9 protein-coding genes and 3 pseudogenes are annotated in these 12,660 nt (G+C 66.2%); 2 read left to right on the top strand and 10 right to left on the bottom strand.

The window, feature by feature from the left end; all coding sequences use genetic code 11:
• Window positions 1-2,106, top strand: a complete 2,106-nt coding sequence (locus tag OJJOAM_RS12680; RefSeq protein ID WP_422648143.1) for an acetate--CoA ligase family protein — start codon at window positions 1-3, stop codon at window positions 2,104-2,106.
• 72 nt (window positions 2,107-2,178) lie between these two features.
• Window positions 2,179-3,006, top strand: coding sequence for an IclR family transcriptional regulator (locus OJJOAM_RS12685; protein ID WP_422648144.1), 828 nt, complete (start codon window positions 2,179-2,181; stop codon window positions 3,004-3,006).
• 744 nt (window positions 3,007-3,750) lie between these two features.
• On the opposite strand, the gene denD is transcribed toward OJJOAM_RS12685, so the two are convergent.
• From denD to OJJOAM_RS12735, 10 genes and pseudogenes are all read right to left on the bottom strand, one after another.
• On the bottom strand, window positions 3,751-4,722 hold the full coding sequence (gene denD / locus OJJOAM_RS12690; protein ID WP_422648145.1) for a D-erythronate dehydrogenase: 972 nt from the start codon (window positions 4,720-4,722) through the stop codon (window positions 3,751-3,753).
• A gap of 106 nt (window positions 4,723-4,828) precedes the next feature.
• On the bottom strand, window positions 4,829-5,611 hold the full coding sequence (gene otnI / locus OJJOAM_RS12695) for a 2-oxo-tetronate isomerase (RefSeq protein ID WP_422648146.1): 783 nt from the start codon (window positions 5,609-5,611) through the stop codon (window positions 4,829-4,831).
• A 53-nt stretch (window positions 5,612-5,664) separates the two neighbouring features.
• A pseudogene (locus OJJOAM_RS12700) lies at window positions 5,665-6,988 on the bottom strand (MFS transporter).
• 91 nt (window positions 6,989-7,079) lie between these two features.
• Window positions 7,080-7,718 (bottom strand): aldolase, encoded by a 639-nt coding sequence (locus OJJOAM_RS12705; protein WP_422648147.1) that lies wholly within the window; start codon window positions 7,716-7,718, stop codon window positions 7,080-7,082.
• Window positions 7,715-9,068, bottom strand: a pseudogene (gene otnK, locus OJJOAM_RS12710) (3-oxo-tetronate kinase). Before otnK ends, OJJOAM_RS12705 begins: the two are co-directional and overlap by 4 nt.
• 62 nt (window positions 9,069-9,130) lie before the next feature.
• Entirely contained in the window at window positions 9,131-9,925 is a 795-nt protein-coding gene (ltnD, locus tag OJJOAM_RS12715; RefSeq protein ID WP_422648148.1) for an L-threonate dehydrogenase, read from the bottom strand.
• Window positions 9,912-10,022, bottom strand: a pseudogene (locus tag OJJOAM_RS12720) (NAD(P)-binding domain-containing protein); the annotation flags it as partial. The pseudogene OJJOAM_RS12720 and the gene ltnD, both read right to left, overlap by 14 nt.
• 39 nt (window positions 10,023-10,061) lie before the next feature.
• Window positions 10,062-10,766, bottom strand: a complete 705-nt coding sequence (locus OJJOAM_RS12725; protein ID WP_149316760.1) for a FadR/GntR family transcriptional regulator — start codon at window positions 10,764-10,766, stop codon at window positions 10,062-10,064.
• Window positions 10,767-10,924: 158 nt separating this feature from the next.
• The gene (locus tag OJJOAM_RS12730) at window positions 10,925-11,614 is read right to left on the bottom strand and encodes a hypothetical protein (protein WP_422648149.1); all 690 of its coding nucleotides are present in this window, start codon (window positions 11,612-11,614) and stop codon (window positions 10,925-10,927) included.
• Window positions 11,615-11,723: 109 nt separating this feature from the next.
• A complete protein-coding gene (locus OJJOAM_RS12735) occupies window positions 11,724-12,242 on the bottom strand; it encodes a hypothetical protein (protein ID WP_422648150.1) in 519 nt (172 codons plus the stop codon).
• Between the last annotated feature and the right edge of the window lie 418 nt (window positions 12,243-12,660).

The following is a 12,660-nucleotide window of genomic DNA, read 5'->3' on the forward strand; positions in this document are numbered from 1 at the left end:
ATGAACGCCATCCAACGACTGGTCACGCCGCGCAGCGTCGCCGTGATCGGCGCTTCGGCGGACCCCGCCAAGACCGCCGGCCGTCCCGTGTCCTACCTGCGCAAGCACGGCTTCAGCGGCGCGATCTACCCGGTCAACCCCAAGGTCGATTCGATCGACGGGCTGCGCTGCTATCCCGATATCGCCTCGCTGCCGGAGGTGCCGGACGTCGGCATCGTGCTGCTCGGCGCCGAGCGCGCCCACGTGGCGGTGCGGGAGTTGGCCGCCCGCGGTGCCGGCGCGGCCATCGTGCTGGCGAGCGGCTATACCGAGACCGGCGCGGAAGGCGCACGACGCCAGGCCGAGCTGATCGAGGCGGCCGGCAGCATGCGCCTGCTCGGGCCGAACACCATCGGGCTGGTCAACCTGACCGACAATATTCCGCTGTCGGCCAGCGGCGCGCTCGAGATGGACCAGTTTCCGGCGGGCAGCATCGGGGTGGTGTCGCAAAGCGGCGGCATCCTCGGTGCCTTGCTGTCGCGCGCCGCGGCACGCGGCATCGGGCTCAGCAAGCTGATCTCCACCAGCAACGAGGTGGACCTGGACCTCGCCGACTTCATCGACTACCTGGCCGACGACGAGGCCACCCGCGTGATCGCGCTGTATGTGGAGAGCGTGCGCAATCCGGAAACCTTCCGCCGTGCCGCGTTGAAGGCGATGCGCGCCGGCAAGCCGGTGGTCGCGTTCAAGATCGGGCGCTCGGAGAGCGGGGCACGGGCCGCCGTGTCGCACACCGGCGCGCTCGCCGGCGCGGACCGGATGTACGACGCGCTGTTCGAGCAGGTCGGCGTGATCCGCGCGCAGAACTTCTCGGACCTGCTCGACATGCCCGCGGCGCTGGCGGCCGGGCGCAAGCTGCGCGGCAAGCGCATCGCCATCCTGACCTCGACCGGTGGTGCCGGCACCCTGGTCTCCGACAGCCTGGGACTGGCCGGCTTCGAGACGCCCGCACCGGACGAGGACACCGCGGCGAAGCTGCGCGCGTTGCAGAAGGGCGACCATGCGGCGCTCGACCGCAATCCGATCGACGTGACGCTGGCGGGTTTGCAGCCGGACTTGCTGCGCGCCGCGATCCGCATCCTGCTCGATAGTCCGAGCTATGACGCGGTATCGGTGATCGTCGGCTCGTCGGGCCTGGCGATGCCGGACCTGATGGCCAATGCGATCCGCGACTGCCTTCCGGACAGCGACAAGCCGGTGATCGCCTTCGTCAGCCCGCATGCGCCGGAAGTGGGATCGCTGCTCAACCGCCGCGGCGTGCCGGCCTTCACCGCGCCGGAGGCATGCACCGTGGCGCTCGACGCCATGTGGCGGGCGGGCAGGACCGCGACGGACGCCGACGAGGGCACGCCGGCGCTGCCGTTGCCTGACCTCGGTACGGTCGCTACGGGTTCGCTGGACGAAGCCGCGGCCAAGGCCTTGTTCGCGCGCTTTGGCATCCCGGTGGCGAAGGAGGTCATCGTCGGGAACGGCGAGGAGGCGAGCGCCGCCGCGCGGGACTTCGGCGGCAATGTCGTGCTGAAGGTGCTGTCGGCCGAGATCGCGCACAAGAGCGATATCGGTGGCGTGGCGGTCAACGTTTCGCCTGCGGAGGTCGCGGGACGGCTGGCAACGATGGCGGCGGCGGTCCAGTCCGCGACGGGCATCGCGCCCGAGCGTTACCTGGTGCAGGAAATGGTCAGGGGCGGCGTCGAGGTTATCCTCGGCATGCACCGCGACGAGCTGGGTACCGCCATCCTGCTGGGCATGGGCGGCGTTGCCGCGGAGCTGTTCAGCGATACGACGCTGCGCCTGTTGCCACCCGGCCAGGGGCTGACGCGGCAGGCCGCATTCGAGATGATCCAGCGGCTGAAGACCGCGCCGCTGCTGCAAGGCTATCGCGGCCGTCCGGTGGCGGACGTGGAAGCGCTGGCCGATACCATCGTCGCCTTCTCGCGGATGGTAGTCACGCTCGGCGACAGGCTGGTGGAGGCCGAGATCAACCCAGTGTTCGTCTTGCCGCAGGGTCAGGGCGTCGTGGCGGTCGATGGGGTAGCGATATTGGCCGGCGGGGGCAAGCGGGAATGAGGCAAGGGGGGCCGCCCCTTTGCAGCCATCGATGGCGCGGTCCCCTCCTGCATGCGAACGAGCCGATCCGCCATGGAGCACGCTCCTGCCGAATACACTGTCGGCATGGAACGGATCAAGCCAGGCCAGGGCAAGGCAACACCCAATCGCTCGCTCGAACGCGGCATCGCCGTGCTGCGCGCGTTCCGCGCCGGCTCGTCGATGCTCGGCAACGGCGAGATCGCCGAGCGAACCGGGCTGTCCCGATCGACCGTCAGCCGGCTGACGCAATCTCTGATCGAGACCGGCATGCTCGAATACGTCCCGCGCTTGCGCGCCTATCGGCTCGGCGTGTCGGTGCTCAGCATGGCCCACGCCATGCGCGACGGCTCGCAGATCCTCAAGGTCGCGACGCCGGTGATGGTGGAGGCGGCAGTGCGGCACAAGATCAATGTCGGCCTGGCCGCCGCCGACGGCGACGAGATGGTCTATCTCGAGTCGTTCCGCTACAACCGGCGGCAGTCGCTGCGAACGGTGGTCAGCGGGCAGCGCATCCCGATGGCATTGACCTCGCTGGGACGGGCCTACCTCGCGACGCTGGCACCCGACGCGTTCCAGACGATGCTGCTGGCGATGGCCGAAAAACACCGGGGCCGCGGCTGGAGCCGCCTGTGCCGGGAAATCGAGGCGGCCGTCGTTTCGGTGCGCGAGAAGGGCTACTGCGTGGCGTCATGGCAGCCGCAGGTGGTTGCCATGGCGACGCCGCTGCAGATCAATGGCTACGGCGTCCATGTCCTGAACGTCAGCGTATCGACGCAACAGGACATGGAGACCGTCGAGGCCGACCTGGCCGGGCCATTGATGGCGCTGTCCGCGACGATACAGGCGCGGATGCGCGCGTTGGAGAGCGAGATGCCTTGATGTCGGTCAGATCGGCAATGGCGCGCTCGGGACGGGATGCATGGTTGCCCGACGGCGTCGTCGGCGTAGACTGGCCAGGTGCAATGCTACGCCAGGGAACGCGATGGAACAGTTCAGCTTGTTCGAGGGCGACGCCGCGCCGGCCTCGATTCCGGGGGCTCGTCTACCAGCCCGAATTCCTGTCCCGCGATGAAGAGGCGTCCCTCATCGGCATCATCCGGACGCTCCCGCTCGAAGCCGCAAGGTACAAGGGCTACCTGGCGCTGCGCCGCGTGGTGAGCTTCGGCGGCAGTTACGACTTTGACAGCAACCAATTGCGGCCGGCACAGGCCCTGGACGAGCGGCTGCTGCCGCTGCGCGAGCGCGTGGCGCAATGGGCCGGCGTGCCGCCCGAGCGGCTGGTGCATGCCCTGGTGGCGGAGTACGCGCCAGGCACGCCGCTGGGCTGGCACCGCGACGTGCCGGACTTCGAGCGCGTTGTCGGCGTCTCGCTGGGCGGCGCCGCGCGGCTGCGCTTTCGCCCTTATCCCTACAGCCCGTCGCTACGGCGGCAGATGCTTGCGCTTGAAGTGCAACCCAGGTCGATCTATCGGCTGGAGGGGGGATGCCCGTTGGCGGTGGCAGCACAGCGTCGAGCCGACCAGGGAATTGCGCTGGTCGATCACGTTTCGGGAGCGGCGGAACGCGGCGCGTTCGCCCTAGCGCAACTTCGGCGTAGCGCAACTCGCCTTGTCGCAACCCGCCTTAGCGCAACTCATCCTCGATATAGGCCCGCACGACATCGACGAAGCTCGCGTCGCCGCGCAGCCCCAGTTGCTCGGCGCGCGTCGTGTCCCAGCGGCCCGGCCAGCTGCCGACGATCTGCTGCACGCGGCTGTCGGGCTCGCGGAGGACGCGGTTGGCGGCCTCGTCGCCGGCGACTTCCCGCAGGGCGTCGATCATTTCGTCCACGGTTACGGAAACGCCCGGCAGATTGACGATGCGCCGGTTGCCCAGGCGTTCGCCGGGCAGCTCGCTGCCTGCAATCAGCGCCTCGATGGCGCGGCGCGGCGACAGCAGCCACAGGCGCGTGTCGCCCGGCACCGGGCAGATTGCCTCCTCGCCGTTCAGCGGTTCGCGAATGATGCCGCTGGCAAACGACGAGGCGGCGGCATTGGGCCGGCCGGGACGCACGCTGATGGTTGGCAGCCGCAGCACGACGCCGTCGACAAAGCCGCGCCGGCTGTAATCGGCCAGCATCAATTCTGCGATCGCCTTTTGCGTGCCATAGGACGATTGCGGATTGAGCGCGGTATCGTCGCGCACCACCTCGGGCAGCGTGCCGCCGTAGACGGCCACCGAACTGGTGAAGACGACGCGCGGCCGATGGCCCCGCGCCCGGCACACTTCCAGCAGCATGCGCGAGGCGTCGAGATTGATGCGCATACCGAGATCGAAATCGGCCTCGGCCTGGCCGCTGACAATGGCGGCCAGATGGAACACCACGGCGGTATCGCGGTCGATTGCGCGTTCGAGCAGGGCGGCATCGGCGATATCGCCGACCAGCGTGGTGACGCGCTTGTCTGCGAAATCGTTGCCTTGCACGACATCGACCAGCACCAGTTCCGTGATGGGAGCCGCCTTGCCGTCGGGGCCGGTCAGCTGGCCGCGCGACAGCAGCTGTTTGGCCAGGCGCTGGCCCAGGAATCCGGCGCCGCCGGTGATCAGGACTTTCATGATCGGTTGCCTCGTTGAAATCGCGATGAATGGGGCAGCGCCGGACGAATGCGCCACTGCCCTGGATTGCCTCGGTGGCCTCGGTTGCCCTCGGTTGCCGAAGGGGCTACCGCTGCAGCCACGCGCGCAGCCAGCCAAGCCCGTCGGTGGTACCCGCCTTGGGGCGATATTCGCAGCCGATCCAGCCCCGATAGCCGAGCGCGTCGATCGTCTCGAACAGATAGGGATAGTTCAGTTCGCCGATATCCGGCTCGTGCCGCTCGGGCACGCCGGCGATCTGGATATGCCCGATGCCGGCGATGTCGCGCCGCAGCTTGGTCGCCACATCGCCTTCGACGATCTGGCAGTGGTAGCAGTCGAACTGCACCTTCAGGTTGGACGCGCCGATCTCGCGGCAGATCGCTTGCGCGTCGTCCTGGCGGTTCAGGAAGAAGCCGGGAATGTCGCGCGTGTTGATCGGCTCGATCAGCACCGTGATGCCGTCGCGTTGCGCCGCGCGGGCCGCGTACTCCAGGTTGCGCAGATAGACGGCGCGCTGTTGCTCGCGCGGCACGCCCGGCGCCGCAAGACCCGCCATCACGTGCAGCTTGTCGTTGCCGAGCACGCGCGCGTAGTCGAGGGCCGTATCGATGCTGCGCCGGAATTCGTCCTCCCGTCCCGGCAGCGACGCGATGCCGCGTTCGCCGGCGGCCCAGTCGCCCGGCGGCGCATTGAACAGCGCCTGTTGCAGGCCATTGGCATCGAGCCGCGACTTCAGTTCGCCCGCGGGAAAGTCGTAAGGGAACAGGTATTCGACGGCGCGGAAGCCATCGTTCGCGGCCGCGGCGAAGCGGTCCAGGAACGCGTGCTCGTTGTACATCATCGAGAGGTTGGCGGCAAAGCGTGGCATGGCAGCAAGTCGTAAAGGGTTGGAAAGGGCGGCGCGGGCGCGCCGCGTTTCTGTCAGCGGTTGACCAGCCTGGCCGGCGTCAGCCACACGGCAACCGCGCCAAGCACCAGCATACCGGCCAGCACATACATGCCGCTGGCCGTGCTGTTGGTGGCGTCGCGCAGATAGCCGATCAGATAGGGGCTGGCGAAGCCGGCCAGATTGCCGATCGAATTGATGATGGCGATGCCGGCCGCGGCGGCGCTGCCGGCGAGGAACGCCGTCGGCAGCGACCAGAACAGCGGGGCGCAGGTCAGCACGCCGGCGGCGGCCACGGACAGCGCCACGATGGACAGCATGGTGTTGCCCGAGGCGGAAGCCGCGATGGTGAAGCCGACGGTGCCCATCAGCGCCGGTACGATCAGGTGCCAGCGCCGCTCCCGGCGCTTGTCCGCGCTGTGGCCGAACAGGTTCATCGCGACGATCGCTACCACGAACGGGATCGCGCTGAGCAGCCCGATTTCCAGCGTGCCCTTGATGCCCGTCGATTTGACGAAGGTCGGCATCCAGAAGGTCAGGCCGTACTGTCCCGACACGAAGGCGAAGTAGATCAGCGACATCCACCACATGCGCGGGTCGCGAAATACCGCGCGCAGCGAATGCGCGTTCTTTTTGCTGCTCCTGCGGCTGCGCGGCGATCTCGTCGGCCAGCAGTTGCTTCTCGCGCTCGGTCAGCCATTTGGCGCTGCGGATGTTGTTGTCGAGATAGAGGATCGTCGCGATGCCGATCAGCACCGCCGGCACCGCCTCCAGCACGAACATCCACTGCCAGCCGTGGAACCCGGCGCCGCCGTGGAAGCTCTCCATGATCCAGCCGGACAGCGGATTGCCGAAGATGCCCGATACCGGAATCGCTGACATGAACACCGCGATGATCTTGGCGCGGCGGTGCGACGGAAACCAGTACGTCAGATACAGGATCACGCCGGGATAGAAGCCCGCCTCCGCCAGCCCCAACAGGAAGCGCAGCACGTAGAACTGCGTCGGCGTCGTGACGAAGGCGAACATGGCCGACAGGATGCCCCAGGTGATCATGATGCGGGCGATCCAGATGCGCGCGCCGAGGCGGTGCATCAGCATGTTGCTGGGCAGTTCGAACAGGAAGTAGCCGAGGAAGAAGATGCCGGCGCCCAGGCCGAACACCGTCTCGCTGAACGCCAGATCCTGCGACATCTGCAGCTTGGCGAAGCCGACGTTGACGCGGTCCAGATAGGCCACCACGTAGCACAGCATCAGGAAGGGCACGATGCGCCAGAACACCTTGCGGTAGGTCAGGTCGAGTTCGGCTTTGCCGGGTGCGTCGACGTAGGCGGCCGCTGCCGCGTCGTAGGCTGTCATGGATTGTCTCCTTTGGATGGTGTCGGGCCGGCTGTCGCGCCGGCTCCGGTGTGCGTGACGAAAGCCCGTGCACACCGCGGGCTGGCGCGCGCTACCAGCGGGCGCCGAAGGTCTGGCGTAGTTCTTCGAGGGCCGCGGCGTCGAGCGGCGCCGGCTTGGGATCGGTCATCAACCACAGGCGCGCGGTTTCCTCGAGTTCTTCGAGCGCCCAGGACGCCTGCGAAACAGACGGGCCCCACATCACGGGGCCGAGCCGGTCCAGCAGTACGCCACGCACGCGGGCGGCCAGCGCGGCGACCTGCGCGGCCACCTCGGGGTCGCCGGGGCGCCGATAGCGCAGCAGCGGGATATGGCCGACCTTCATCACGTAGTAGGGCGTGATCGGCGGCAGCACGTCGTCATCGCTCCAGACGCCGGCCAGCGTCAGCGCGACCAGATGCGTGGAGTGGGTATGGACCACGCCGCGCGCGCCCGGGTCGTTGGCGTAGATGCCACGATGCAGGGCCAGCGTCTTCGATGGCCTGTCGCCGGACACATGACGTCCGTTCGTATCGACCTTGGCGATGCGCGCCGGGTCCAGGCGGCCCAGGCAGGCATCGGTGGGCGTGATCAGCCAGCCGTCATCGAGCCGGGCGCTGATATTGCCGGCGCTGCCCACCGCATGCCCGCGCGCATACAGGCTGGCGCCAATCGTGCAGATTTCCTCGCGCAGTCGGGCTTCCTCGCTCATCGCGCGCCTCCTTCCAGCTGGCGCAGCGCCTTGGCAAAGAAGTCCACCGCGCCGAAATTCCCCCGACTTCAGCGCCAGCCCCAAGGGCTCGGTATCGATGGTGGCGGTGGCCGGCACGCCGGGATCGATCTGTGCACCGATCTGCAGCGATTTGACCTCGAGCGCCTGCACGACGGCGCCCGACGTCTCGCCGCCGGCGACGACGAACTTGCGCACACCCATCTCCCGCAGACCGCGTGCGATGGCGGCAAGCGTCGCCTCCACCAGTTGGCCGGCCTCGGTCACGCCGAGCGCCTGCTGAACTTGGCGGACTTCATCGGGCGTGGCGGTGGCATAGATCAGTACCGGCTCGGGCAGATGCGAGCGAGCAAACGCCAAGGCCTGCTCGACGACCGCTTCGCCGCGTGCCACCGCGAGCGGATCGATGCGGAAACTCGGGCGGGCCTTCTCTGACGAGTTCGTATCGGAATTGGCGTTCGCGGCCTCCCCGCGCCACGCCGCGACCTGCGCATTGGTGGCCTGCGATGCGCTGCCCGCCAGCACGGCAGCGTAGCCCTCGATGCGCGGCAATTGCGCGGCATCGGTGCGTTCGGCCAACAGACCTGCGCGGCGGAAGTTGCCCGGCAGGCCGAGCGCGATCCCCGAGCCCCCCGTTACCAGCGGCAGGTCGGCGCAGGCCTCGCCCAGGACATGCAGGTCGCCGTCGGACAGCGCGTCCGCGATCGCCAGCCGTACGCCATCGGCGCGCAGCTGCCCGATCGCCTCGCGCCCCGCGGCCGGGCCGGCGGCGATCGTGTCGTAGCGGATCAGGCCGACCTTGCCGCGGGTTTGCCGTTGCAGCACGCGCACCAGGTTGGCATCGCGCATCGGCGTCAGCGGGTGGTTCTGCATGCCCGACTCGTTGAGCAGCGCATCGCCGACGAACAGGTGGCCGCGAAAGACGGTGCGGCCGTTCTCGGGAAAGGCCGGACAGGCGATCGAGAACCCGGGCTGTTCGCCCAGCGCATCGAGCAGTGCCTCCGCCACCGGGCCGATGTTGCCGGCATCGGTCGAATCGAAGGTCGAGCAGTACTTGAAGAAGAACTGGCGGCAACCCTGTTCGCGCAGCCAGGCGAGCGCGTCCAGCGATTGCGCAATGGCGTCCGCCGCGGCGATGGTGCGCGATTTGAGCGCGACCACGATGGCATCCGCCTGCAGCGGCGCGGCGGACGGCGGCACGCCGATGGTCTGCACCGTGCGCATGCCGCTCTTGACCAGCATGTTGGCCAGGTCGGTGGCGCCGGTGAAGTCGTCGGCGATGCAACCAAGAAGCGGGCCCGGAAGCGGGCGAGGCGAGTTGGACTGGGACATGGGCAAACGGGGGAGAGCGGGCAGCGGCTACGGGTGACAGGAGGCGTTCAGCGTGGCTGTCGTCAGCGTGCGGGCGGCAGCGTGATGCCGGGGAAGGTCTTGATCACCGCGGAGTCGTCCTCGCCCCCGTGGCCGGCGCTGGACGCGCTCATGAACATCTGGTGAGCGGTGGCCGACAGCGGCAGGGGAAACTTGCTGCGGCGCGCGGTATCAAGCACGAGGCCCAGATCCTTGACGAAGATGTCGACCGCCGACAGCGGCGTGTAGTCGCCATTGAGGATATGCGGCACGCGGTTCTCGAACATCCACGAGTTGCCGGCGCTATGGGTGATCACGTCGTACAACGCGTCGGGATCGACGCCCTCGCGCAGACCGAGGGCCATCGCCTCGGCGGCGGCCGCGATGTGCACGCCGGCCAGCAACTGATTGATGATCTTGACCTTGGAGCCGGCACCGTACTGCTCGCCGAGGCGATAGACCTTGCCGGCCATGGCCGCGAGCACATCCTCGCAGGCGGCGTAGGCGGCCGCCGGTCCCGACGTCATCATCGTCATCTCGGCCGACGCCGCGCGTGCCGCACCGCCCGACACCGGGGCGTCAAGCATCAGCAGTCCAGCCGCTTCCAGGCGCTCGCCCAGTTGCACGGCGAAGTCCGGGGCCACCGTGGCGCTGGCGATCACCACGCTGCCGGGCTTCATGCGGGCCGCCGCGCCGCGCTCGCCGAACAATACCGTTTCGGTCTGCGCGGCATTGACCACCAGCGTCACCACCACGTCGCACTGCGCGCCCAGTTCGGCCGGCGTGGCGCAGGCGATGCCGCCTTCGGCGGCGAACGCGCGCAGCACATCGTCGCGCACGTCGCAAGGCGTGGACGCGAAAGCCGGCGCGCAGCAGCGAGCGCGCAACGCCGAGGCCCATGGCACCGAGGCCGATGACTCCAATATGTCGTGACATGATCTGTTCCTGGTTGGCGCGTGCCGCCGCTACGGCCGCTCAGCAGATGCCGGCTTGCGACAGCCGGCGCTCGGCGTTGTACAGGTGGGTGAGGGCGGCATTGCGCGCCGCCATGGGGTCGCGTGCGCGGATCGCGTCGACGATGGCGGCGTGTTCCTCGCGCACCTGGCGCGAGAAATCGTCGCGTGTCGCCTCGTTGCGGCGGGTCACTGCGACGCCGGCCTCGAGGTACTGGTTCAGGAAATTCAGTGTCTTGATGAAATAGGGGTTGCCGGTCACCGCGGCGATCTTGCGGTGGAAGGCGACATCCTCGGCCACGCCATCGCGCCCGGCGGCTACTGCCTCGTCGATGTTGGCCAGCGCCGCGTCGATCTCGGCGATATCCCGATCCGTGCAGCGCCGCGCGGCCTCCGCCGCCACCTCCGCCTCGATGGCCCGGCGCACCGCCAGCAAATGCGGCATCGAGCTCGCCTCGACCGCCTCGGCGTAGTCGATCCGCAGCGGCCGGATCGCGCCATGCTCCTTGACGAACACGCCGCTGCCCTGGCGCGGCTCGACCACGCCTTCGTTCTTGAGCCGGGAGATCGCCTCGCGAATCACCGTGCGGCTGACGCCGAACTGCTGCGCCAGCACGGCTTCGGTGGGCAGCTTGCCGGTGGCCGCAAAGCTACCGATCTCGATCTGCTTGAGCAGTTGCTGAGCGACCGTATCGCTCATCGCGGGGGCGGAAACCTTGTCGAACATGCGTTGGTTGGTGGGATGCCTTATCAGGTAATAAGGTCATCATACAAATTTGGGCGGAGGGGGTTCCATTGGGGTCAACCCTTGCGTCGCGGCGCGGCCTCGTAAGATGGAAAAGCCTGAGACAGACGGCGCTCGACGCCGCGCCGTCCTAGAGATGTTTAGACATCCTCTGTGATAATGCAGCCCTGATCAAACCGTGGGGGCAATCTTTTCCGCTGCAAGCTCACAAGCAGTTCAGCGTTTGGATCCGCATGGTATTTGTGCGACGCGCCAAAAATTGTCTGTCGCAAACATTTCGCGACAATTAATTCAAGATCACGTATAGGGTCGGCCTCGTACGTTACATAATAATCCTCGTAGTGTTGGGAATCGTACACGTCCGGAGCTGCGCCGTGGATAACCGCGCCTCTCACACGCATCAGCAATCGCAGTCGGTCGTCATTTATCGATGCGTCGATTGTACTCTTGACGTAATTGACAAGAGCCGTGGTATGGCCGCGACTGGCACCTACCAGTGATTCCAGTGACATGCAAAGGATCGGAAATCGCTCGCGCGGGTCAAGAAACCAAGCGCGATAAAAATACTCGAGAGCGCGAAGCTGTGAGCGCGATTGCCAGTCGCTTGAATCGAGCAGTGCGTCAAGAGTTGCTAGCCACCCGTGGTCGTCCTTAGTCAGCGTGATGTCGTGCATCACGGGAGGGGTATGGGAAGCGTCGTCGCCAGCGACTGTGTAGTCGCCAGACTGCGAAATAATGCATCGACCGCCGAACATGCTCCGCCCAGAGAATAGATAACGCTCGTGCGGCGGAGGAGTGAGCGCCACCGCGCCTAAAATTGCGGAAGCCAACTTCTGAGCGACCTGTGGCAACGGGGACCTGATGCCAAGCCAACTCGTGGTCGTCCGCTTACGACCATCCCAGTCCTTCACTGGCGGAAACTGGCATGGATCAAAATCGCTATCGTTCTTCCAGGGGGAGACATTGGCTCAACAGAAGATCAGGCGCATTGAGCAGAAAAAAGTGCTTGCCTTGAAAATTCTCTGCCACACGGACAGGTAGCAATGGATACACGTTAAGCTCGGATCTTGGTTCGAACATCGCTGAGATCTTTAGCACTCCCGCCAGCGCGATTTTGCCTTCAGTCGAAACTTGTTTTGCATAAGAGAGATCATGGCGTAGGGGAAACTCTCCTTGGCTGATGTACCAGAAATTCTCCGTGATAAAAGAGGTGACGAGTGACCAAAGCTTAGCGATCGAGATTGCCCGAAGATAGGACGCCCCATTCTGCCTAATGAATAGTAGCGCCCGAATGTAGTCTTTGCGTCGAATAAAGATATCAGCCCGGATTCTTTTACTCCAATCGGGAGCGCCTGGCTTACCGTAGAGAAATGAGCTTAATCGTCGGTCGCCGCTTGCGTAGATCGCCGACAGGATGTGTTCCACGGCTTCAAGATATATGCTCTGCTCCATTGTCATACGTGTTTTCCATTCTTGGAGTGGCGAGGTGGTGCGGTCAGCAGCCACGTATGCGGTTCAAGAAGGCCGGTGGAATTCGTTTTACACTTCTCGGTTAACGCTTCTATCCCTCGCATCCTGCAAGCATGTCTCATGCAGATCTTGGGCAGTCGATTGCGGGCTTGAAGGCGCTTAAGTTGGTCGTCAAGGCACAGTGTTCGGACCGCTGCTGTTCATCGCCTCAGGTTGGTGGGCTTGGCAGCCCAGCTCGAAGCCCGGCAGCGCGGCGTAGTTCACCCAATCGGCGCCACAAAATACTGAGGGCGCCACCATCCCTCGCTGCAAGCGCCTGTCAAACCTTAGACGTGCGCAGATCGGGATAGATAATTTCTCCGGCTAGACAGCAGATCAGCCGGTGGTCTGATATTCGGAATAGAGT

Origin of the sequence: Cupriavidus sp. H18C1 (assembly GCF_049311595.1) — a bacterium.
Lineage (GTDB): Bacteria > Pseudomonadota > Gammaproteobacteria > Burkholderiales > Burkholderiaceae > Cupriavidus > Cupriavidus cauae.